Origin of the sequence: Stenotrophomonas sp. GZD-301 (genome assembly GCF_049310345.1) — a bacterium.
GTDB lineage: Bacteria > Pseudomonadota > Gammaproteobacteria > Xanthomonadales > Xanthomonadaceae > Stenotrophomonas.
On record NZ_JBMOWY010000056.1, the window covers coordinates 65,995 to 85,554 of the forward strand.

The 19,560-nt window shown below is 68.8% G+C and carries 24 protein-coding genes; 14 read left to right on the forward strand and 10 right to left on the reverse strand.

The window, feature by feature from the left end; genetic code table 11:
* Entirely contained in the window at nt 1-882 is an 882-nt protein-coding gene (locus ACO6VK_RS15665; protein WP_422508704.1) for a LysR family transcriptional regulator, read from the reverse strand.
* 97 nt (nt 883-979) lie between these two features.
* Here ACO6VK_RS15665 and ACO6VK_RS15670 point away from each other — a divergent pair, with 97 nt between their 5' ends.
* The 4 genes from ACO6VK_RS15670 to ACO6VK_RS15685 all read left to right on the forward strand — a co-directional run bounded on the left by ACO6VK_RS15670 (nt 980) and on the right by ACO6VK_RS15685 (nt 4,638).
* Nucleotides 980-1,390 (forward strand): DoxX family protein, encoded by a 411-nt coding sequence (locus ACO6VK_RS15670; RefSeq protein WP_422508706.1) that lies wholly within the window; start codon nt 980-982, stop codon nt 1,388-1,390.
* Nucleotides 1,391-1,427: 37 nt separating this feature from the next.
* Nucleotides 1,428-2,237, forward strand: coding sequence for a dioxygenase (locus ACO6VK_RS15675; protein ID WP_422508708.1), 810 nt, complete (start codon nt 1,428-1,430; stop codon nt 2,235-2,237).
* Nucleotides 2,234-2,887 (forward strand): alpha/beta hydrolase, encoded by a 654-nt coding sequence (locus tag ACO6VK_RS15680; protein WP_422508710.1) that lies wholly within the window; start codon nt 2,234-2,236, stop codon nt 2,885-2,887. Before ACO6VK_RS15675 ends, ACO6VK_RS15680 begins: the two co-directional genes overlap by 4 nt.
* Before the next feature lie 107 nt (nt 2,888-2,994).
* Nucleotides 2,995-4,638, forward strand: coding sequence for a Na+/H+ antiporter (locus ACO6VK_RS15685; protein WP_422508712.1), 1,644 nt, complete (start codon nt 2,995-2,997; stop codon nt 4,636-4,638).
* A 72-nt stretch (nt 4,639-4,710) separates the two neighbouring features.
* Here ACO6VK_RS15685 and ACO6VK_RS15690 read toward each other — a convergent pair whose 3' ends face one another.
* Nucleotides 4,711-4,959 carry a DUF3297 family protein gene (locus tag ACO6VK_RS15690; RefSeq protein ID WP_422508714.1) on the reverse strand — a complete coding sequence of 83 codons (249 nt, stop codon included), beginning with the start codon at nt 4,957-4,959 and terminating at the stop codon, nt 4,711-4,713.
* A 136-nt stretch (nt 4,960-5,095) separates the two neighbouring features.
* On the opposite strand from ACO6VK_RS15690, the gene ACO6VK_RS15695 reads away from it, so the two are divergent.
* The gene (locus tag ACO6VK_RS15695; RefSeq protein ID WP_422508716.1) at nt 5,096-5,638 is read left to right on the forward strand and encodes a DUF6630 family protein; all 543 of its coding nucleotides are present in this window, start codon (nt 5,096-5,098) and stop codon (nt 5,636-5,638) included.
* 89 nt (nt 5,639-5,727) lie between these two features.
* Here the strand turns inward: ACO6VK_RS15695 and ACO6VK_RS15700 are convergent, their stop codons facing one another.
* The 5 genes from ACO6VK_RS15700 to msrB all read right to left on the reverse strand — a co-directional run bounded on the left by ACO6VK_RS15700 (nt 5,728) and on the right by msrB (nt 9,086).
* Nucleotides 5,728-6,003, reverse strand: coding sequence for a DUF4031 domain-containing protein (locus tag ACO6VK_RS15700; RefSeq protein WP_422508718.1), 276 nt, complete (start codon nt 6,001-6,003; stop codon nt 5,728-5,730).
* A 12-nt stretch (nt 6,004-6,015) separates the two neighbouring features.
* Nucleotides 6,016-6,534, reverse strand: a complete 519-nt coding sequence (locus ACO6VK_RS15705) for a hypothetical protein (protein ID WP_422508720.1) — start codon at nt 6,532-6,534, stop codon at nt 6,016-6,018.
* A gap of 108 nt (nt 6,535-6,642) precedes the next feature.
* Complete coding sequence (motB, locus tag ACO6VK_RS15710) at nt 6,643-7,620, reverse strand: flagellar motor protein MotB (protein ID WP_422508722.1); 978 nt, start codon at nt 7,618-7,620, stop codon at nt 6,643-6,645.
* A 9-nt stretch (nt 7,621-7,629) separates the two neighbouring features.
* Nucleotides 7,630-8,484 (reverse strand): flagellar motor stator protein MotA, encoded by an 855-nt coding sequence (gene motA, locus ACO6VK_RS15715; RefSeq protein WP_422508724.1) that lies wholly within the window; start codon nt 8,482-8,484, stop codon nt 7,630-7,632.
* A gap of 134 nt (nt 8,485-8,618) precedes the next feature.
* On the reverse strand, nt 8,619-9,086 hold the full coding sequence (gene msrB, locus ACO6VK_RS15720; protein WP_422508726.1) for a peptide-methionine (R)-S-oxide reductase MsrB: 468 nt from the start codon (nt 9,084-9,086) through the stop codon (nt 8,619-8,621).
* Between the two features lie 126 nt (nt 9,087-9,212).
* Between msrB and ACO6VK_RS15725 the strand changes: the two genes are divergently transcribed.
* Together ACO6VK_RS15725 and ACO6VK_RS15730 are read left to right on the forward strand one after the other, a co-directional pair.
* A complete protein-coding gene (locus ACO6VK_RS15725; protein ID WP_422508728.1) occupies nt 9,213-9,635 on the forward strand; it encodes a classical arabinogalactan protein 4 in 423 nt (140 codons plus the stop codon).
* A gap of 422 nt (nt 9,636-10,057) precedes the next feature.
* Nucleotides 10,058-10,228 carry a hypothetical protein gene (locus tag ACO6VK_RS15730; protein ID WP_422508730.1) on the forward strand — a complete coding sequence of 57 codons (171 nt, stop codon included), beginning with the start codon at nt 10,058-10,060 and terminating at the stop codon, nt 10,226-10,228.
* A 56-nt stretch (nt 10,229-10,284) separates the two neighbouring features.
* On the opposite strand, the gene ACO6VK_RS15735 is transcribed toward ACO6VK_RS15730, so the two are convergent.
* Entirely contained in the window at nt 10,285-10,764 is a 480-nt protein-coding gene (locus ACO6VK_RS15735) for an Lrp/AsnC ligand binding domain-containing protein (protein ID WP_017356503.1), read from the reverse strand.
* Nucleotides 10,765-10,912: 148 nt separating this feature from the next.
* Between ACO6VK_RS15735 and ACO6VK_RS15740 the strand changes: the two genes are divergently transcribed.
* On the forward strand, nt 10,913-12,223 hold the full coding sequence (locus tag ACO6VK_RS15740) for a D-amino acid dehydrogenase (protein ID WP_422508733.1): 1,311 nt from the start codon (nt 10,913-10,915) through the stop codon (nt 12,221-12,223).
* Nucleotides 12,202-13,281 (forward strand): alanine racemase, encoded by a 1,080-nt coding sequence (gene alr / locus ACO6VK_RS15745; protein WP_422508735.1) that lies wholly within the window; start codon nt 12,202-12,204, stop codon nt 13,279-13,281. Before ACO6VK_RS15740 ends, alr begins: the two co-directional genes overlap by 22 nt.
* A 73-nt stretch (nt 13,282-13,354) precedes the next feature.
* Here the strand turns inward: alr and ACO6VK_RS15750 are convergent, their stop codons facing one another.
* A complete protein-coding gene (locus tag ACO6VK_RS15750; RefSeq protein WP_136003528.1) occupies nt 13,355-13,924 on the reverse strand; it encodes a DUF3016 domain-containing protein in 570 nt (189 codons plus the stop codon).
* A 250-nt stretch (nt 13,925-14,174) separates the two neighbouring features.
* Here ACO6VK_RS15750 and ACO6VK_RS15755 point away from each other — a divergent pair, with 250 nt between their 5' ends.
* The gene (locus tag ACO6VK_RS15755) at nt 14,175-16,139 is read left to right on the forward strand and encodes a PAS domain-containing hybrid sensor histidine kinase/response regulator (protein ID WP_422508737.1); all 1,965 of its coding nucleotides are present in this window, start codon (nt 14,175-14,177) and stop codon (nt 16,137-16,139) included.
* A gap of 63 nt (nt 16,140-16,202) precedes the next feature.
* The gene (locus ACO6VK_RS15760) at nt 16,203-16,493 is read left to right on the forward strand and encodes a DUF3247 family protein (protein WP_411849758.1); all 291 of its coding nucleotides are present in this window, start codon (nt 16,203-16,205) and stop codon (nt 16,491-16,493) included.
* A gap of 52 nt (nt 16,494-16,545) precedes the next feature.
* On the opposite strand, the gene ACO6VK_RS15765 is transcribed toward ACO6VK_RS15760, so the two are convergent.
* Complete coding sequence (locus ACO6VK_RS15765) at nt 16,546-16,809, reverse strand: hypothetical protein (RefSeq protein WP_017356497.1); 264 nt, start codon at nt 16,807-16,809, stop codon at nt 16,546-16,548.
* Nucleotides 16,810-16,953: 144 nt separating this feature from the next.
* On the opposite strand from ACO6VK_RS15765, the gene ACO6VK_RS15770 reads away from it, so the two are divergent.
* Genes ACO6VK_RS15770 through ACO6VK_RS15780 form a run of 3 tightly spaced genes read left to right on the forward strand, consistent with a single transcriptional unit; the run spans nt 16,954 to nt 19,456 of the window.
* The gene (locus ACO6VK_RS15770) at nt 16,954-18,075 is read left to right on the forward strand and encodes a class I SAM-dependent methyltransferase (RefSeq protein ID WP_422508740.1); all 1,122 of its coding nucleotides are present in this window, start codon (nt 16,954-16,956) and stop codon (nt 18,073-18,075) included.
* Nucleotides 18,072-18,776 carry a pseudouridine synthase gene (locus ACO6VK_RS15775; protein ID WP_422508742.1) on the forward strand — a complete coding sequence of 235 codons (705 nt, stop codon included), beginning with the start codon at nt 18,072-18,074 and terminating at the stop codon, nt 18,774-18,776. The genes ACO6VK_RS15770 and ACO6VK_RS15775 overlap by 4 nt, the downstream gene beginning before the upstream one ends.
* Nucleotides 18,773-19,456, forward strand: coding sequence for an HAD family hydrolase (locus ACO6VK_RS15780; protein ID WP_422508744.1), 684 nt, complete (start codon nt 18,773-18,775; stop codon nt 19,454-19,456). The genes ACO6VK_RS15775 and ACO6VK_RS15780 overlap by 4 nt, the downstream gene beginning before the upstream one ends.
* Nucleotides 19,457-19,560: the final 104 nt, after the last annotated feature.

Here is a 19,560-nt window from a genome sequence, read left to right on the forward strand (position 1 = left end):
TCAGGCCAGCGCGTCGACCAGGTAGTCGATGAAGCTGCGCACTTTCGGCGCCAGGTGGTTGCGGCTGGTGTAGACGGCATGGATGCCGACCGGCGCAACGTCCCAGTCGGGCAGGATGCGCTGCAGGCGTCCATCGGCCAGCGCATCGTCGACCAGGAAATCCGGCTGCAGGATGATGCCCAGGCCGGCGATCGCCGCTTCGCGCAGCACGTCGCCGTTGTTGGCGCGGATGCCGCCGCGGATGGCCACGCTGACTTCGCCACGCGGGCCGCGCAGCTGCCAGGCATCACCGCCGCCCCAGTAGCTGTAGTTCAGGCACTGGTGATCGGCCAGGTCCTCCGGCTGCTGCGGGTGACCGTACGCGGCCAGGTAGGCCGGTGACGCGCACAGGGTGATGCGGGCGTCGGCGAGTTTGCGCGCGATCAGCGCCGGACCCGGTTGCCGGGTGATGCGGATGGCCACGTCGAAGCCTTCTTCGACCATGTCCACCAGGCGGTCGGACAACGACAGATCCAACTGCACCTGCGGATGGCGCGCCCGGTAGCCGGCCAGCAGCGGGCCGAGCCGGGCGATGCCGTAGCTGACCGGTGCGTTGATCCGCAGCAGGCCCGAGGGCTCCAGCGCCTGCGCGCCGATGCTGGCCTCCAGTGCATCGAACTGCGCCAGCAGCTGCACGCATTGGGCGTAGTAGGCCGCGCCGGTGCTGGTCGGGCTCACCCGGCGGGTGGTGCGGTTGAGCAGGCGCGTGGACAACCGCTGCTCCAGCGCGGCGATCTGGCGGGTGACGCCGGCCGTGGACATGTCCAGCGCCTGCGCCGCGGCGCTGAAGCCGTTGCGCTCCACCACCGCCACGAACACGCGCATTGCGTCCAGAGTGTCCATTGTTTCGATTCCTGTAACAAATAGCGTCGGCTGATCGTATTTATTGTCCCTGGTGCGCGCAATAACCTGTCCACATCGCATCCCGCCGAGGTTTCCCATGCACACCCCCGCCAACCGTACCCCCACCCTGGCCCCGTATGGCGCGACTGCGCTGCGCTGGGCGCTGGGGGCGCTGTTCCTGGTCCACGGGCTGACCAAGCTGCTGGTGTTTACCCCGGCCGGCACCGCCGCCTATTTCCAGTCGCTGGGCCTGCCCGGCGCGCTGGGCTACGTCACCATCGCCCTGGAGCTGACGCTCGCCGCCGCGCTCCTGCTGGGCATTTTCGCGCGCTGGGTGGGCCTGATCGGCGTCCCGCTGCTGCTGGGCACCATCGTGACGGTGCACGGCGCCAACGGCTTCAGCTTCGCCAATGCCGGCGGCGGCTGGGAATACCCGGCGTTCTGGGCGCTGGCCCTGCTGGTGCTGTTCTGCATCGGCGACGGCAAGTGGACGCTGGCGTCCCGCTGAGCTTGCCGTTGCCCACGTCCCCCTGCTGGAGCCTGCCATGACCCGCCTGCCTTCGCTGTACATCTCGCACGGTTCGCCGATGACCGCGCTCACCCCCGGCCTGGTCGGCGAGCGCCTGGCCGACCTGGCCGCCACGCTGCCGCGCCCGCGCGCGATCGTCATGGCCTCGGCCCACTGGCTGACCCGCCAGCCGGCGGTGGGCGGGCATCCGCGGCCGCCGACCATCCACGATTTCGGTGGCTTCCCGCAGGCGCTGTTCGACCTGCAGTACCCGGCGCCGGGCGATCCGGCGCTGGCCCGCGAGGTTGCCGAGCGGCTCGGGGCAGCCGGCCTGCCGACCGTGATCGATGCCGCCCGTGGCCTCGACCACGGCGCATGGGTGCCGCTGCGCTTCCTGTACCCGCAGGCCGACATTCCGGTGGTCCCGCTGGCGATCCAGCCGCTGCTCGGGCCGGCGCATCAGCTGGCACTGGGCCGTGCGCTGGCGCCGTTGCGCGAGCAGGGCGTACTGCTGATCGGATCGGGCAGCATCACCCACAACCTGCACGACTGGGGCGATTACCAGGCCGGCAAGGAAGCGCCCTACGTGCGGCCCTTCATCGAGTGGGTGGAGCAGCGGCTGGCAGCCGATGACAGCGCCGCGCTGCTCGACTACCGCCGCCAGGCACCGTATGCCGAGCGCGCGCACCCCACCGATGAGCACCTGCAGCCCCTGCACTTCGCGATGGGCGCGGCCGGTGCGGACACGCTGGGCGCGCAGCGTATCGATGCCGGTATCGATGCCGGTTTCCTGGCGATGGACATCTACCGCTTCGACGGCGGCGATGCCGCACGGCCCGCGCCATGAGCAGCGGCCTGTACACGGTGGTGCGCGCCGCCACCGGCCCGGCACAGGGGCTGGTGGTGCTGATGCACGGCGTGGGCAGCCACGAACGTTCGCTGCTGCCGCTGGCGCAGGCGTTGGACCCCCGTCTGCAGGTGGTGCTGCCGCGCGGGCCGCTGTCGTTCGGGCCCGATGCATTCGGCTGGTTCACCGTGCAGTTCGGGCCGCAGGGGCCGGTGATCGACCCCGCCCAGGCCGAGGCCAGCCGCCTTCGCCTGATCGACTTCGTGCGGCAGCAGCAGGCGCAGCTGGGCCTGCCGGCCACGCGCACGCTGGTGGCCGGCTTCAGCCAGGGCGGGATCATGAGCGCCAGCATCGCGCTGACCGCACCCGAGGTGGCCGCACGCTTCGCGGTGCTGTCCGGCCGCATCCTGCCCGAGATCGCCGCGCATGTTCCGGCCGACATCGCCACGCGTGATCTGGAGGGCCTGATCCTGCACGGCCGCCACGACAGCAAGCTGCCGTTCGCGCTCGCCACCGCCGCGTCCGCGCGGCTGCGCGCGCTCGGTGTGCGGCATACGCTGAAGGACTACCCGGCCGACCACGCGCTGACCGCGCCGATGCAGGCCGATTTCAACGCGTGGACCGTGCAGCGTCTGCTGTCGCTCCACTGAGCCGGCGCGCACGCGCGCGTTCGCGCGACGGCAGGGGTGTGGTACGTTTTTTCCGTTTCCGGCGCCGGCTGTCCGCAGCCTCCCCCGCGCTGTCCACTGGAAAATGCATGCATACCATTGAAGTCGTCCTGGCGATGCTGGTGGCCGTGGTGGCCAGCGGCTACCTGGTCCGGGTCCTGCCGCTGTCGCTGCCGTTGCCACTGGTGCAGATCGGCCTCGGCGCGGTGATCGCCGGCGTGTTCAACCGCGGCCACGCGCTGGAACCGGAGATGTTCTTTCTGCTGTTCCTGCCGCCGCTGCTGTTCCTGGATGGCTGGCGCATCCCCAAACAGGGCCTGTTCCGCGACAAGGGCGTGATCCTGGAACTGGCCTTCGGGCTGGTGGTGTTCACCGTGATCGGCGCCGGGTTCCTGATTCACTGGATGATTCCGGTGATGCCGCTGGCGGTGGCGTTCGCCCTGGCCGCGATCATCTCGCCCACCGATCCGGTGGCGGTGGGGTCGATCGCCGCGCGCGCGCCGATTCCCAAACGGCTGATGCACATCCTGGAAGGCGAGTCGCTGCTCAACGATGCCTCGGGCCTGGTCTGCTTCCGCTTCGCAGTGGCGGCGGTGATGACCGGAACGTTTTCGCTGGCGACCGCGTCGCTGACCTTCCTGTGGGTGGCCGTGGCCGGCCTGGCGATCGGTGTGGCAGTCACGCTGGGCGTGTCCACCTTCCAGCGCTGGCTGTGGCGGCGCTTCGGCGAGGAGCCGGGTGCGGCACTGCTGGTCAACCTGCTGATTCCCTTCGCCGCCTACCTGCTGGCCGAAGAGGCCAATGCCTCGGGCATCCTGTCGGCCGTCGCGGCGGGCATCACCATGAGCTATGTCGAGCTGACCGGCCGCGTCTCCGGCAGCATGCGCGTGCAGCGCGCCGCCGTGTGGGGGATGCTGCAGTTCAGCTTCAACGGCATCATGTTCGTGCTGCTCGGCGAGCAGCTGCCGGGCATCGTCGAGCGCGCGATCACCACCGTCAGCGAGAGTGGCCATCACAGTGCGTGGTGGCTGCTGGTGTACGTGGTGGTGATCAACCTGGCGCTGGTGGTGCTGCGCCTGGCCTGGGTATGGCTGTCGCTGCGCTGGAGCCTGCTGCGTGCGCGCCACCGTGGCGAAGTCCAGCAGGGCACGCCGTGGCGGGTGGTGGTGGCCACCTCGGTCGCCGGCGTACGCGGGGCGATCACCCTGGCCGGCGTGTTGACCCTGCCGCTGTTCCTGCCCGATGGCAGCGCCTTCCCGGCGCGCGATCTGGTGATCTTCCTGGCGGCCGCGGTGATCCTGGTGTCGCTGGTCGGCGCGAGCGTGGCGCTGCCGCGGCTGTTGAAGGGACTGGAGCTGCCCGCCGATTCGGGCGACCGCAAGGCCGAGGACCTCGCCCGCAAACTGGCCTCCAAAGCCGCGCTGGCCGGCGTGGAGCGCATGCGCCAGCAGCTGGTGCAGAACCAGACCACCGAGAACGTGCAGCTGTACAACGATGCCGCCTCACGGGTCAGCCTGCTGTACCAGCGCAACCTGGAGAAGGAAAACGGACCGGACGCCGATCCGGAGAAGGTCAAGCGGATGGAGCAGGGCTATCGCCAGCTGCGCACCGCCGGTCTCACCGCCGAACGTGAAGAGCTGTTCCGCCTGACCCGGCGCGGCAAGATCTCCGATGAGATCTCGCGCAGGCTGATCCGCAACCTGGACCTGCTGGAAACGCGGCAACGGGACTGAGATCGTCGCCCGACCAACGGTCGGGCGCTACCGCGTAACCGGGCAGCAACCGACCGTTGGTCGGTTGACCGGTTATTCCGGCTTCTGGTCCAGGAAGTAGGCCACCACGGTGCCCTTGACCTTGATCGTCATCGGGTTGCCGCGGCGGTCACGGGCCTTGCCGGCCTGCACGCGGATCCAGCCTTCGCTGACCGAATACTCCTCGACGTTGTCGCGCTCGACGTCGTTGAAGCGGATGCCAACCCCGCGCTCCAGCGCGGCGGCGTCATGGAAGGGGCTGGCCGGGTTGATCGCCAGGTGATCGGGAGGGGTATCGCTCATGGTCATCGGGTACTGACGGCCACCACGGCCATCTTCTGCCGCACAGGATAAACCGCAGCGGCGCCCAGGCCGAATTTCGCTTCCTGCCAACGCCATCCCACGGCAGAATGCGCCCCTGCCTCCAGGAATACCGGTCATGCCCGACAACAGCGATTATTTCGACTTCGAAGAAGAAGAACGCGATTTCGACGAAGACGACTTCGAGGCGCGCATCTGGAACCTGTTCGTGCTGATCAACCCGGGCGACGAGGAACTGGCACTGCAGCAGTTCAACCGCTGGCGCGAAGCGCTGCTGGAAAGCGGCGAGGAGATCGATGAAGAGGCCGAGTGGCTGCCGCCGCTGCTGACGGCCATCGCCTGGCAGTCCGGCTTCGAGGTCGAGCGCGGCGATGCCGATGCCCTGATGTCGGCGGTCAACGAGCTGTCCGCGCGCTGGAACCTGCAGCTGGACTGGGGCGGCGACCTGGACGACGAGGACTTCGCCGCCGAGGTGGACGCCCCGCAGCTGATGGCGACCGCGTATGACCGCCTGCGCGAGCACAACTACTCGTTGTGGAGCGTGGATGCCGGTACCGACGGCCTGTCCGGCTGGATGGCGCTCAGCCGCGATGACGACGCCATGCTGGCGCTGTGCTCACTGCTGGGTGTGGAAGTGCGGCCGGGCAGCGATCCGTTCTAAGCCACGCATCCAACCCGTAATGCCGGCCGCTGGCCGGCAACAGCCAACCGGTAGTGCCGGCCGCTGGCCGGCAACCACGCGACGCGTGCTCACGGCGCGTACTGCGCCCGGGCGTTGGCAATGACCGCTTTGACCAGGGCACGGTCGGTGTGGCGCGAAATGGCGCGTGCGCCCAGCGCGATGGCCCGCAGGCGCATCGGGGCGGGCACATCGTAGTGCGCGCCGCTGCGGCGGTTCTGGAACGCCCGCCGCGGAATCCCGAGCTGCGCCGCCAGGGCGTGCAGCTCGGGCAGGGTGTCGGCCATCAGATGCGCCCAGCGCTCGCCGCGCCAGGGGTGTACCGCATCGTCGACATAGACCGTCACCGGGGGCCGCGATCAGCCCTTGGGCTGCGCGTCGGCGTCGGCCGGGGTGGCGTCGGCAGCCGGTGCATCGGTCGCGTCAGCGTCAGCGGCATCGGCAGCCACCTCGGTGCCGGCATCGGCGTCGCCGTCGGCGGCCTCGTCTTCACCTTCCACGCCTTCGAACTCGGACACCAGCTGGGCCAGGTACTCGTCGGCGGTCTTGCCTTCTTCGGCGGCCAGGTCGTCGATCATCTGCTGCATCTGGGTCGAGTATTCCAGGGTGACCTTGCGGCCTTCCTTCTCCTGGACGTTGGACAGGTGCTTGAGCATGGCCAGCATCGGGATCGGGTTGTCCGCGTTGCCCATCGTCTGCCCACCAATGGCCAGCAGCCATTCGGTGCCCTGCAGGCCGATCGCGGCGACCACCTGGCCTTCCTCGTTCTGCAGGACGGCGTGGTTCTGCACCGGCTGCTGGGCGTTCAGGCGGTTGATCGGACGCTTGGGCTGCTGCTTCTTGCGCTTGTCGCGCTTGGCCTTGGACTGCTTGGACATGGGAACGGTCTATCTGTACGGGAAAGACCGTCATTGTAGTGCCGGCCGCTGGCCGGCTCCACGGATTCCGTACCAGCGCCGGTCGTCCGCCCGCTGGCCGGGCCCGTCTCAGGGCGAGGCGGGCGCGGGTGCCGCCTGTGCTGCCGGCAGTGCGGGCGCGCCCTGGGTGGCCTGGATGTCGGCGTCCTGGGCGGTCGGCGACAACGCCACTTCCTGGCCTGCACCGGCCAGCGCCGCCGCCTCGGCGGCCTTGGTCATGACCACGATGCTGATCCGGCGGTTGATCGGGTTGTCCGGCTGGGTCTTGTCGAACAGCACCGACGACGACAGCCCGACCACGCGGGTGACCTTCTCCTCGGTCATCCCGCCATCCAGCAGCGCCCGCCGGGCCGCATTGGCGCGGTCGGCGCTGAGCTCCCAGTTGCTGTAGCCGTGCACCGCGGTGTACGCGGTGGTGTCGGTATGGCCGGTGATGCTGATCCGGTTCGGTACATGGTTGATGAACTGCGACAGCTCACGCAGGATCTCGCGCGTGTAGGGCTTGAGCGCGGCACTGCCCATGTCGAACATCGGCCGGTTCTGCTTGTCCACGATCTGGATGCGCAGCCCTTCGGGGGTGAGATCGAGCAGCAGCTGGTCCTTGAACGGCTCCAGCGCCTGGCTCTTGCTGATCGCCTCTTCCAGCTCCTTCTTCAGCGCTTCCAGCTGCTGCTGCTCGCGCTCGCGCTCGGTCTGCGCAACCGGCTTGGCAGCCTGCTGGTTCTGGAAGGGATCGTTGCTGTTGCCGCGCGAGATGTCGGTGGCGCCGCCCAGCTTGATCATCGAGGTGCTGGCACCGCCAGGACCGGCCATGCCCGGTGCGGGCGTGGCGCTCTGGCCGGCCAGCGGGCTGGGGTTGCGGAAGTACTCGGAAATCGCGGCGCGCTCGGGCTTGGTGGTGGCCGCCATCAGCCACAGCACGAGGAAGAACGCCATCATCGCGGTCACGAAGTCGGCATAGGCCACCTTCCAGGCGCCGCCGTGGTGGGCGGCGTGGCCGGCCTTCTTGACCCGGCGGACGATGACGGTGGGTTTGTTCTCGGCCATGAGGGTGCCTTACTTGACCGTCTTGAGGTGCTGTTCGAACTCGCTGAAGCCCGGGCGCACGTTGGACGGCAGGGTCTTGCGGGCGAACTCCAGGGCGATCTTCGGGTTGTAGCCACGCAGGCAGGCCAGCAGCGCGGTCTTGACCGACTCATAGATGCGGCTGTCCTGCTCGGCACGCGCTTCCACAGCCGCCGCCAGCGGGCCGACAAAGCCGTAGGCCAGCAGGATGCCCAGGAACGTGCCGACCAGTGCGCCGGCCACGTGCGCGCCCACCTCGGTGATCTCACCGCCGATGGAGCCCATCGTGATCACGATGCCCAGCACGGCGGCCACGATGCCGAAGCCGGGCAGGCCGTCGGAGACCTTGTTGAGCACCGCCGAGGGCTGCATCGCTTCGGCATGGTGCTTCTCCAGCTCCAGCTCCAGCAGCGGTTCCAGCTCATGCGGCTCGATGTTGCTGCCGATCATCAGGCGCAGGCAGTCGGTGATGAAGTCGACCAGGTGGTGGTCGGCCTGCACCTTGGGGTAGTTGGCGAAAATCGCGCTTTCGGCCGGCCGCTCGACGTGGTCTTCCAGCGCCATGAAGCCTTCGCGACGGGCCTTGTTGAGCAGCTCGTAGAGCAGGCTCAGCACATCGATGTAGTCCTGCTGCTTGTAGCGCGGGCCCTTGAACACGTCCACGGTGGCGCGCAGGGTCTGCTTGACGGTCTTGATCGGCGTACCGATCAGGAACGCGCCCAGTGCCGCGCCGCCGATGATGACCAGTTCATAGGGCTGCCACAGGGCAGCCAGTTTGCCGTGCGCGCCGATGTAGCCGCCAAGCACGCTGAGGATGACGACGAGGAGTCCAACGATGATGAGCATGGGGCGGACGCGGGGAGGGGATACCTCCATGTCGGCCCGGCCCCCGCTTTTCTGAAGGGGGGCGTTGGTTGGATGTCACAGTTTTGCGGGGAGAGTGTGCCGACCAAAGGCCGGCACCCACCTCCCCGGGGCCGTCAGCCGGCGGGGCCGGCCTCGGCGCCGCCACGCTGCAGCGGGTCCGGATAGGGCGCACCGTTGGGCGTGAACGACAGCGAGACCGAATTCAGGCAGTGCCGCTCATGGGTCGGCGGCGGGCCGTCCGGGAATACATGGCCGAGATGGCTGTCACACCGCGCGCAAACGATTTCGGTCCGGATCATGCCGTGACTGATGTCACGGATTTCGCGGACATGGGCCGGGTCGAACGGCGCGAAGAAGCTCGGCCAACCCGTCCCCGAGTCGAACTTCGTGCTCGAGCGGAACAGCGGCAGACCGCACAGCCGGCAGCCGTAGACGCCGTCCTGCTTGTTGTCCAGGAAGACGCCGCAGAACGGGGCCTCCGTGCCGTGGTGCAGCAGCACGCGCTGCTCGTCGGCGCTGAGCCCGGCAATCAGTGCCTGGCGTTGGTCGGCGCTGGGCGGGGCAAGGTCGAAAGCGGTCATCGGCGGTTCCTCGGGGGCATGCCAGCAAGATTGGGCCGGCGGGGAGGGCGTTCAAGCCGCCGCGTTCATCGTGCTGATACCCACGCGGGCGCAAGGTGAAGCCTGTCCCCCCGCCAGGAGCCCGCCATGAACCGCCCACGCCGCCTCGGCGCCGTGCTGCTGCTCCTGCTGCCGCTCCCGGCACTGGCGCAGATCGGCCCCCCGCCGTCGCCCACCGCCACCCGCCCGGTCGTTGCGCCGCAACCGGCCCCGGTCCCGCTGCCCATCCCCGTGCGCCCGGCACCGGCCGACAGCCTCGCCGGCGAACTGGCCCCGGTGAAGTCCAACAGCCAGATGCAGCAGCAGCTGCGCACCCATCCCATCCAGAGCAAAGGCCCGGCCGGCACCGCCCCGATCCAGGGCCCCACCCTGCAGCCCAAGGTCTACGACCGCCACGGCCGGATCATCCCCGGCGCCAAACAGGTCGGCCCCAACCGCGTCCTGGATACGCGTACCGGCAAGTACTACGACTCGCTCCCCAGCGCGGGCGGACAACAGATCCGGCCATAGGGCGTTGCAGACTGCGCGGAACGAAGAAGAGCCCGCTTTCGCGTCCGCACACCGTCATCCCGATGGTCGCGGGGGGGGGGGGGGGCGCGAGGGGCGATACCATAGGGAGAGGGTGGGCGGGGATAGCCTCCCGCAGGACCGTCCACGACAGGGATGTCGTGGACGAGCCCCCACGGACGGGTTCACGGCGTGTCCTGCGGGAGGCCTGCCGTGCGCGGCCCGCCGCAGCAATCGAGACGCTGCTTCTGCTTCTGAGTAAGTGAGCCCACCGCATGAACACTTCACAACCGCCACCCGCAGTCATCTGCATCAACGCGCAACCTCACCGCTTTTTCGCCTGCGATTAACCGTTTTTCCCGGACCCTGTACGTGCGCCGCAACACACAGCGCATCCCCCAAGGCATTTCGAGAAGAGTGCAATCATGGCTAACCAGCAGAACCGCAATCCCGGCAAGGCACCGCAGGAACAGCAGGGTCAGCAGCAGAACCAGAAGGCCGGCCAGCAGAACCAGCAGCAGTGGGATCAGCAGAACCAGAAGGGCGGCAAGCAGCCCGACCAGCAGCGCCATCCCGACTCGAAACAGCAGCGCTGACGCGTTTCACGCAATCATCAAGGCGGTGCGCACCTGCGCGCCGCCTTCTGCGTTCCTCAGTCGGGAATCGGCAGCGTCAGCGTTTCCTTCACCTCTTCCATCACGATGTAGCTCTTGGACTCGCGCACGTGTGGCAGCGTCAGCAGCGTACTGCCCAGCAGCTTGCGGTACGACGCCATCTCGCTGATCCGCGCCTTCAGCAGATAGTCGAAATCGCCCGACACCAGATGACACTCGAGCACGTTGGGCAGCTTCAGCGCCGCCCGCCGGAACTCCTCGAAAATATCGCCGGACTTGTAAGCCAGGCTGATCTCCACGAACACCAGCAGGCTCGCCTTGAGGTAGTGCGGATCCAGCTTGGCGTAGTAGCCGGTGATCGCCCCGTCGCGCTCCAGCCGGCGTACCCGCTCGGTGCACGGCGTCGTCGACAGGCCCACCCGCTCGCCCAGTTCGGTGAAGGAAATCCGGCCCTCTGCCTGCAGGATCCGCAGGATCTTCCGGTCGATCTTGTCCAGCTCGCGCGCGCGTACGGCCATCGTGTCAGCCTGTCGAGGATGTTTGCAGGACAATACCCTGCCTCAGCTCCTAAAAACAGGCGAATTGATTGGTTTGGGCTGACTATACTTCCTCAATTGTGGTCCCGGCACGCTTCTGTGCAGGGAATGATCGGGTTGGAGAGGTGTCATGCGCGTTCTAGTCCTTGGCAGTGGGGTAATCGGCACGACCAGTGCCTGGTACCTGCGGCAGGCCGGGTTTGAAGTCACGGTCGTCGACCGCCAGCCCGGTCCGGCGCTGGAAACCAGTTTCGCCAATGCCGGCCAGCTGTCCTTCGGCTACACCTCGCCGTGGGCCGCCCCCGGCGTGCCGCTCAAGGCGGTCAAATGGCTGTTCTCCGAGCATGCCCCGCTGGCCATCCGGCCCGGCCTGGACTGGCACCAGTACCGCTGGCTCGCCCAGATGCTGCGCAACTGCACCCATGAGCGCTACGCCATCAACAAGGCGCGCATGGTGCGCATGTCCGAATACAGCCGCGACTGCCTCAACGAACTGCGCGCCGAGACCGGCATCCAGTTCGAAGGCCGCGACCTCGGCACCACCCAGCTGTTCCGCACCCAGCAGCAGCTGGATGCCTCGGCCCAGGACATCGAGATCCTCGCCCGCTACGACGTGCCCTACGAAGTGCTGGACCGCGCCGGCATCATCGCCCACGAACCGGCCCTGGCCGCCGTCGCCGACACTCTGGTCGGCGCGCTGCGCCTGCCCCGTGACCAGACCGGCGACTGCCAGCTGTTCACCCGCCGCCTGGCGCAGATGTGCGTCGATGCCGGTGTCGAATTCCGCTTCGACCAGGACATTGCCGGCCTGCAGACCCAGGGCGACCGCATCACCGGTGTGCACATCAATGGCGCGCTGGAAACCGCCGACCGCTACGTGGTCGCACTGGGCAGCTATTCGCCGGCCCTGGTGGACCCGCTCGGCCTGCGCCTGCCCGTGTACCCGCTCAAGGGCTACTCGCTGACCCTGCCGATCACCAACCCGGCGATGGCCCCCACCTCGACCATCCTGGACGAAAGCTACAAGGTGGCCGTGACCCGCTTCGACGACCGCATCCGCGTGGGTGGCATGGCCGAGGTCGGCGGATTCGACCTGTCCCTGTCGCCGCGCCGCCGCGCCACCCTGGAGAAGGTTGTGCGTGACCTGTACCCGGAGGGCGGCGATCTGAGCCGCGCCGAGTTCTGGACCGGCCTGCGCCCGGCCACGCCCGACGGCACCCCGGTGATCGGCGCCACGCCGTACCGCAACCTGTTCCTCAACACCGGCCACGGCACCCTCGGGTGGACGATGGCCTGCGGCTCCGGCCGCTACCTCGCCGACCTGATGAGCGCGCGCCAGCCGCAGATCAGCACCGAAGGCCTGGATATCTTCCGTTACGGCCACGCGGCCGCATCCGTACGTCATAGTGAGCCTGAAGCATGCGCCCAGCCCGCGCGTTGATCGACCTGGAGGCGCTGCGCTCCAACTACCGCCTGGCCCGTGAACTCGGTGGCGGCCGCAAGACCCTGGCCGCGATCAAGGCCGATGCCTATGGCCACGGCGCCGTGGCCTGCGCGCGCGCGCTGCAGGACGAGGCCGCCGATGCGTTCGGCGTGGCCTGCATCGAAGAGGCGCTGGAACTGCGCGAGGCCGGCATCACCACCCCGATCGTGCTGCTGGAAGGCTTCTTCGACGCCGACGAACTGCCCCTGATCGTCCAGCACGACCTGTGGTTCGCCGTGGCCGCCCCCTGGCAGGTGGACGCCGTGGCCGCATTCCAGACCACGGCCACGCTCAGCATATGGCTGAAGCTGGACAGCGGCATGCACCGGCTGGGCCTGTCGCCGGCCGACTTCCGCGCCGCGCACACCCGCCTGGGCGCGCTGCCTCAGGTCGGGCCGATGGTCCTGATGAGCCACATGGCCCGCGCCGACGAACTGGACAGCCCGCGCACCCGCGAGCAGGCCGCCACCTTCGCCGCCGCCATCGACGGCCTCGCCGGTGAAACCAGCCTGTGCAATTCGCCGGCGCTGCTGGGCTGGCCGGATGTGCGCAGCGACTGGGTCCGCCCGGGCCTGATGCTGTACGGGGCCAACCCGTTGCCGGTGGCATCGATGGCCACCGAGCGCCTGCGCCCGGTGATGACGATGGAATCGAAGATCTTCGCCGAACGCTGGATCGAGGCCGGCGAACCGGTCGGCTACGGCGCGCGCTTCGTCGCTGAAGAGCGCACCCGGGTCGGCGTGGTCGCCCTGGGCTACGCCGATGGGTACCCGCAGTTCGCCCCCAACGGCACCCCGGTGCAGATCGACGGCCAGCCCGGACGGGTGATCGGGCGGGTGTCGATGGACATGCTGACCGTGGACCTCACCGACCTGCCGCAGGCCGGCATCGGCAGCACCGTGACCCTGTGGGGCGCGTCGCCGCGGCTGGATGTGCTGGCACCGCTGTGCGGCGTGAGCGCCTACCAGCTGCCGTGTGGCGTCAAGCGCGTGCCGCGCCGTTTTCTGCACGCCTGAGACGCAGCGCCGGCCCCAACAAGAAAGGCGGCACCCGCAGGGGCGCCGCCTTTTTCCGTTGTGCCACGCCGGTTCAGCGGCTGGCAGTGGCCGGAGCGCGTACGTCGCGCTGGATCCAGTCGTCCAGCAGCTTCTTCTCGTAGCGCAGCGGGTCGGTATCGCTCTGCAGGCCGATGTTGTGCAGGTAGCCGGTGTCCACCAGCTTGCGCTCGCCCTGGGACACCACCGTGCCCTGTGCATCCTTCAGGGTAAACGTCAGCGAAATGCGCGGCGGATAGATGTCGCGCATGATCCGCACGTCGCTGGCGCGCGGCCCGTGCCACGGCTCGTAGTCGCCGGCGCGCTTGATGTCGGTCAGGGTCACATCCAGGGTCTGGCCCGGCTGCAGCTGCTTGCCGGCGGCCGTCTGCACGTACTGTCCCAGCTGCTGCACCCAGTTGCCGCGTTCTGCATCAAACCGATTGGTGCTCTTGCGGATCTCGGTGAACTGCGCCGGATCGGTCCACTGCACGCGCACCGGGCCATCACCGCTCAGCGCCCGTGGGGCCTGCGGGTCGGTCACGGTCCTCGGACCAGCGGCCTGCGCCGCCCCCATCGCCAGCACGCACGCCAGCGCGGTGCTGATGATCATCGAACGCTTCATGGCACTTCCTCCTGCGTCATTGAGACAGGGAATACGAAAGGCAGTGTGATCCTGATCCGGGTGAGGGACAATCCTTCCACCGCGCCCGCTCCACCGGCGTTGCCGCCAATTCATCGGCGTCAACCCCACCCTTGGCGCTTGACGCTGCGAATACGCGCTCTGGAACATCCTGTGTCCCTCCGTTACGCCAGTTGCCCTCTTGACGCCTTTGTCCAGCCTGCCCCCTACCACCCTGGAACGTCCTCCGGTCATGGTCCCGGTGTCTGATCCCGTCCTTCACCGCGGCGTACTGGAGCGGATGAATGCCGGGTTCTGCATCATCCAGGTGCTGTTTGATGGCGATCATGCGGTGGACTACCGCTTCCTGGAGGTCAACGACGCCTTCGTGCGCAACACCGGTATCGAAGACGCGGTCGGCAAGCGCATGGCCGTGCTGCAGCCGCAGCACGAACCGGAGTGGTATCGCCTTTACGGGCAGGTGGCACGCACCGGTACGCCGCTGCAGTTCGAACTGGAGGCCCGCGCGTTGTCGCGCTGGTATTCGGTGGAGGCGGTGCGCGTGGGCGACCCGGACGATCACCACGTGGCGGTCCTGTTCTTCGATGTGACCGCACGCAAGCAGATTGAAGTGGAGCTGGCCGAAAGCGAGGCGCGCTTCAGCGCGTTGGCCGATGGCCTGCCGATGCCGGTGTGGGTGCTGGACGAACGCGGCCACGCCCGTTTCGTCAACAGTGCGTTCACCGAGTTCTTCGGGGGCGACGAGCAACGCGTGCCCGAAGACGTCTGGCGCGGCCTGGTGCATCCCGACGATGCTTCCGTGTTCGAGTACGAACTGCAGGAAGCACTCAAGGCGCAGCGGTCGATGCACGCGCTGGTGCGCGGGCGGCGCGCCGATGGCCAGTGGCGCTGGCTGGAAATGAACGCACGCCCGCGCTTCTCGCGCATGGGCCGCTTCATCGGCCTGGCCGGCAGCAGCCCGGACGTGACCGAACGGCGCGAAATCGAAATGGCGCGCGAGGAACTGCTGCAGTCCGAGCGCGCCGCGCGCAGTGCCGCCGAGAACATGGCGCGGGTCAAGGATGAATTCCTGGCCACGCTCTCGCATGAGCTGCGTACCCCGCTGACCACCATCCTGGGCTGGAGCGAACTGCTGCTGCAGCGCATCGATGAGACCAGCCCGATGTACAAGGGGTTGGGTGTGATCGCCAACAGCGCGATGGCGCAGAAGCGGCTGATCTCGGACATGCTGGACCTGAGCAGCATGCTGCTGGGCAAGGTGCAGCTGGAAGTGGAAGTGCTGGACCTGCGCGCACAGCTGATCGAAGCGATGCGCGCCCAGGAGCTGGTGGCCGAGGGCAAGGCGCTGACCACCAGCCTTGTCCTGCCCGAGGACCCCTGCTTGGTGCTGGGCGATGCCACGCGCCTGCAGCAGGTGCTGTGGAACCTGCTGTCCAACGCGATCAAGTTCACCCCGGCCGAGGGCACCGTCGCGGTGACCCTGGCCGTGGATGCCGGGCACTGGACGATCACCGTCGCCGACTCCGGCGATGGCATCGCCCCTGAATTCCTGCGCCACCTGTTCGGTCGCTTCCGCCAGGCCGACGGCACTACCACCCGCCGTCATGGCGGCCTGGGCCTGGGCCTGGCGATCGTGCAGCAGCTGGTGGAACTGCATGGCGGTGCGGTGGCGGCCAGCAGCGATGGCCAGGGCCACGGCGCAACGTTCACCGTGCGCCTGCCGCGCTACCAGCCGCAGGCCGATGGGCGCCCGCTGCGCGAGGTGTTCAACGGCCCGATCAACGAGCAGATCATCGAGCCGTTCCCGCTCAAGGGCCTGCACCTGCTGGCGGTGGAGGACCAGCCGGAAGTGCTGGAGTACCTGCGCCGGCTACTCGAAGAGCAGGGGGCCCAGGTCACGGCCGCCGCATCGGCCGGCGAGGCGCTGGCGCTGCTGGATGCCGGTGGGCACGCCGCCATCGACGTGCTGCTGACCGATATCGGCATGCCCGGCATGGATGGCTACGGCCTGGTGCGGACCCTGCGCGAGGACATCGGCGTGGACGCCCAGGTGCTGCCCGCCGTGGCGGTAACGGCGCTGGCCCGTGCCGACGACCGCAAGCGGGCCTTGGCGTCCGGCTTCCAGGAGCATGTGGCCAAGCCCTATTCGGTGGCACAGCTGGTGTCGGCGGTACGGACGGTGCTCGCCGCGCGCTAGACGCGTTGCCGGGCCGTATACGCCCGGCTTGGCACACTGGGCTGCCGTATCCCGGAGAACGCCATGTCCCGCCTTGCCCCCACCGTGCATACCGACCCCGCCGACATCGCCGCGCTGGAGGCGCTGCTGCCGCAGCTGCGTGGCCAGACCCAGGTGGAGCTGACCCTGGTCGATGGCCGTCGCCTGCTCGGCACGGTGGCGGTGCAGCCCACCGTCCAGCAGTACCGCGACGCCGCGGAGAACGAAGGCAGCAATGGCCAGTTGCGCCTGGACGACCTGGATACACCGGTGCAGCAGCACCTGGTCTGGCTGGACAGCATCGCCGCCGTGCGCCAGCTGCCGCCGCACGCCTGAACCGCCCACGCGGTGGGGGTGGCCCGGCACCGCAGCGCCGGGCCCATCACCGTCAGTGCGTGAAGACCTCGGCTTCTGCCTCGAAACGGCGCGCATAGGCGCGTTCGTCGGCGATCCTGCCCACTTCGTCATCGGCCATGTCCGGCGCGCCGTACACCGCGTACGCCACGGTGCCATCGGCGGTCTTGCCCACCTGGTGCAGCCGGTAGCGCGAATGGCCGCCGCCGGTGTCCTCGGGGTAGTGCACCGGCGGGTGATTGCCCTCCAGGTCCATTTCGCTGTTGTCCACCACGCCGCCGACAAACAGTGCACGCATGAGTCATCTCCATCTCGAGGGGAGCCTCCACCCTGACCGCTGGGGTGTTGCCGTGGCATCAACGGGACGTTGAATAAACGCAAAACCGGGCCGTACGGACGAACCGGTAGAATGGCCCCCTCTTTTGACGATGTGCCCCCCTGCATGGCTGCCCAGCACGACGCCCCCCTGGAAACCCTGTTCCTGCCGTTCGCCAATGGCGCGCTGTCCTGGCCCGCCGGCCCGGTGCTGTTCCTGCGCGCCCGCGACGGCTGGCCGCTGCGCGAACATGCCCAGCCGGCGCAGCTGGTCTGCGAGCAGAGCTTCCGCCCCTTCGCCGATGCGCTGGAGGCCAGTGGCTGGCAGGTGCGCGATGAGCAGCAGCTGGTTGACGACAGCACCCGCTATGCGGTGGTGCTGGTGCTGCCGCCGCGCCAGCGCGAAGAGGCACGCGCCCTGTTCGCACGCGCGCTGGCGCTGGCTGCACCGGGCGGCGTGGTGGTGGCCTGCCAGCACAACAACGAAGGCGCACGCTCCGGCGAGAGCGATCTGCAGGCGCTGGCCGGGCTGGGCGGCAAGCTCACCAAGAACCACTGCCGCGCGTACTGGACCGCACCGCTGAACGGCGAGCACGACGTGGCGCTGGCGCAGCGCTGGGCCAGCCTGGACGCGCCGCGTGCCATCCTCGGCGGGCGCTTCCAGAGCCGCCCGGGCATTTTCGCGTGGGATCGCATCGATCCGGCGTCGGCGCTGCTGGTCGAGCAGCTGCCGGCCGACCTGGCCGGCCACGGCGCCGATCTGGGCAGCGGTTTCGGCTACCTGTCGGCCGAAGTGCTGACCCGCTGCCCGGGCGTGAGCGCGCTGGACCTGTACGAGGCCGAAGGCCGCGCGCTGGCCCTGGCGCGCGAGAACCTGGCCGCGCTGGGCAAGCCGGCCGTGGTGAACTACCACTGGCACGATGTCACCGCCGGCATCGAAGGCCGCTACGACTTCATCGTCACCAATCCGCCGTTCCACACCCCGTCACGTGCCGACCGCCCCGACATCGGCCAGCGGTTCATCGCCGTGGCCGCGCAGGCGCTGCGCCCGGGCGGGCGCATGTGGCTGGTGGCCAACCGCCACCTGCCGTACGAGCAGATCCTCAACGAAAGCTTCGGCCAGGTGCGCGTGGCGGCCGAGCGCGACGGCTTCAAGCTGATCGAGGCCACCAAGGCCAGCGCGAGCCCCACGCCGGTCCGGGCGCCCCGCAGCACCGAGCCGAAGTGGGGCCGCGGAGGTCGCGCATGAAGCTGGTCAAGCTGTTGGCGAACCTGGGCTACGGCAGCCGCAAGCAGGTGCAGGGGATGTTCCGTGCCGGCCTGATCACGGACGCCGACGGCGAGGTGCTGTACGCCGACGACGCGGTCGCGCATGAGGCGATCCGGGTGGAAGGCGAGCCGCTGGACCCGCCGCAGGGGCTGACGGTGCTGCTGCACAAGCCGCGCGGCTACACCTGCTCCACCAAGGACACCGGCCGGTTGATCTACGACCTGCTGCCGCCGCGCTTCCGTGAGCGCGCGCCGGTGCTGTCCTCGGTGGGCCGGCTGGACCGCGATACCAGCGGGATGCTGCTGATGACCGATGATGGCGCGCTGCTGCATCGGATCGTCTCGCCCAAGTCGCGCCTGGACAAGGCCTATGAGGTCACCCTTGCCGAGGACCTGCGGGGCGATGAAGTGAGCCGGTTCGCCAGCGGCACGCTGCTGCTGGAATCGGACGACAAGCCCTTGCTGCCCGCTGAACTGACCGTGCAGTCACCGCGCCAGGCACAGCTGGTGCTGCATGAAGGCCGTTACCATCAGGTGCGACGCATGTTCGCCGCGGTCGGCAACCATGTCGAGGCGCTGCACCGCAGCCGCATCGGCGGCTTGTCGCTGGGCGACCTGGCCGAAGGCCAATGGCGCATGCTCGATGCCACCGACCTGGACACCCTGTTCGACGTCCCATGACCGCCATTGCCGCGCTTCCGTTCCTGCCCGACGCCGTCATCTTCGATATGGACGGTCTGATGATCGACAGCGAGCGCGTGTCGATCGCCTGCTGGTCGGCGGCGGCGCGGGAGCTGCAGCTGCCGTTCGCCGATGACTTCTGGCTGCGCATGGTCGGCCTGGGTGACCGCGACTGCGAGCGCCTGCTGCTGGAGCACATCACTGCCGGGCAGGTCGCCGCGTTGTTCGCGCGCTGCCACGATCTGTACGAGGCGCGTACCCAGGCCGGCCTGCCGCTGCGGCCGGGCATCCTGGACATCCTGCAGCTGCTGCAGGCGCACGACATTCCGCGTGCGGTCGCCACCTCCACGCGGCAGCCGCGCGCCTCGCGCAAGCTGCACGCGGCGGGGCTGCTGCCGTTCTTCGAGGTGGTGGTGACCAGCAGCGACGTGGCCCATCCCAAACCGGCACCGGACATCTACCTGCTGGCCGCGCAGAAGCTGGGCAAGGCGCCCGCGCGCTGCCTGGCTCTGGAAGATTCGCCGGCCGGCATCCGCGCCGCCGTAGGCGCCGGCATGACCGCCATCCAGGTGCCGGACCTGGTGCACCCCGACGACGACCTGCGCGCGCTCGGCCACCGCATCGTCGATTCGCTGCTCGACGCCCGCACCCTCCTGCTGCCCCTGCTCCCCGCCAGGTAGCGCCGACCGTTGGTCGGCGGCGTGCCGCACGGCCACCGATCGCGCATGGCGCAGGTAGAGCCGACCGTTGGTCGGCTGCTCTCCGTTCCGCCACCAACCAACCC

Excerpts from the sequence above, each read along its gene's own strand:
- ACO6VK_RS15665 (WP_422508704.1), bottom strand. The coding sequence starts at position 882 with ATGGACACTCTGGACGCAATGCGCGTGTTCGTGGCGGTGGTGGAGCGC.
- ACO6VK_RS15735 (WP_017356503.1), bottom strand. The coding sequence starts at position 10,764 with ATGGCCGTACGCGCGCGCGAGCTGGACAAGATCGACCGGAAGATCCTG.
- ACO6VK_RS15765 (WP_017356497.1), bottom strand. The coding sequence starts at position 16,809 with ATGCGTGCACTGTTTGTCGGCGGCGTGGTGGACAACAGCGAAATGGAC.
- ACO6VK_RS15705 (WP_422508720.1), bottom strand. The coding sequence starts at position 6,534 with ATGTCCAAGCAGTCCAAGGCCAAGCGCGACAAGCGCAAGAAGCAGCAG.
- ACO6VK_RS15695 (WP_422508716.1), top strand. The coding sequence starts at position 5,096 with ATGCCCGACAACAGCGATTATTTCGACTTCGAAGAAGAAGAACGCGAT.
- motA (WP_422508724.1), bottom strand. The coding sequence starts at position 8,484 with ATGCTCATCATCGTTGGACTCCTCGTCGTCATCCTCAGCGTGCTTGGC.
- ACO6VK_RS15770 (WP_422508740.1), top strand. The coding sequence starts at position 16,954 with ATGGCTGCCCAGCACGACGCCCCCCTGGAAACCCTGTTCCTGCCGTTC.
- ACO6VK_RS15760 (WP_411849758.1), top strand. The coding sequence starts at position 16,203 with ATGTCCCGCCTTGCCCCCACCGTGCATACCGACCCCGCCGACATCGCC.
- ACO6VK_RS15675 (WP_422508708.1), top strand. The coding sequence starts at position 1,428 with ATGACCCGCCTGCCTTCGCTGTACATCTCGCACGGTTCGCCGATGACC.
- msrB (WP_422508726.1), bottom strand. The coding sequence starts at position 9,086 with ATGACCGCTTTCGACCTTGCCCCGCCCAGCGCCGACCAACGCCAGGCA.
- ACO6VK_RS15780 (WP_422508744.1), top strand. The coding sequence starts at position 18,773 with ATGACCGCCATTGCCGCGCTTCCGTTCCTGCCCGACGCCGTCATCTTC.
- ACO6VK_RS15685 (WP_422508712.1), top strand. The coding sequence starts at position 2,995 with ATGCATACCATTGAAGTCGTCCTGGCGATGCTGGTGGCCGTGGTGGCC.
- ACO6VK_RS15775 (WP_422508742.1), top strand. The coding sequence starts at position 18,072 with ATGAAGCTGGTCAAGCTGTTGGCGAACCTGGGCTACGGCAGCCGCAAG.
- ACO6VK_RS15680 (WP_422508710.1), top strand. The coding sequence starts at position 2,234 with ATGAGCAGCGGCCTGTACACGGTGGTGCGCGCCGCCACCGGCCCGGCA.
- ACO6VK_RS15670 (WP_422508706.1), top strand. The coding sequence starts at position 980 with ATGCACACCCCCGCCAACCGTACCCCCACCCTGGCCCCGTATGGCGCG.
- ACO6VK_RS15690 (WP_422508714.1), bottom strand. The coding sequence starts at position 4,959 with ATGAGCGATACCCCTCCCGATCACCTGGCGATCAACCCGGCCAGCCCC.
- motB (WP_422508722.1), bottom strand. The coding sequence starts at position 7,620 with ATGGCCGAGAACAAACCCACCGTCATCGTCCGCCGGGTCAAGAAGGCC.
- ACO6VK_RS15725 (WP_422508728.1), top strand. The coding sequence starts at position 9,213 with ATGAACCGCCCACGCCGCCTCGGCGCCGTGCTGCTGCTCCTGCTGCCG.
- alr (WP_422508735.1), top strand. The coding sequence starts at position 12,202 with ATGCGCCCAGCCCGCGCGTTGATCGACCTGGAGGCGCTGCGCTCCAAC.
- ACO6VK_RS15755 (WP_422508737.1), top strand. The coding sequence starts at position 14,175 with ATGGTCCCGGTGTCTGATCCCGTCCTTCACCGCGGCGTACTGGAGCGG.
- ACO6VK_RS15750 (WP_136003528.1), bottom strand. The coding sequence starts at position 13,924 with ATGAAGCGTTCGATGATCATCAGCACCGCGCTGGCGTGCGTGCTGGCG.
- ACO6VK_RS15730 (WP_422508730.1), top strand. The coding sequence starts at position 10,058 with ATGGCTAACCAGCAGAACCGCAATCCCGGCAAGGCACCGCAGGAACAG.
- ACO6VK_RS15740 (WP_422508733.1), top strand. The coding sequence starts at position 10,913 with ATGCGCGTTCTAGTCCTTGGCAGTGGGGTAATCGGCACGACCAGTGCC.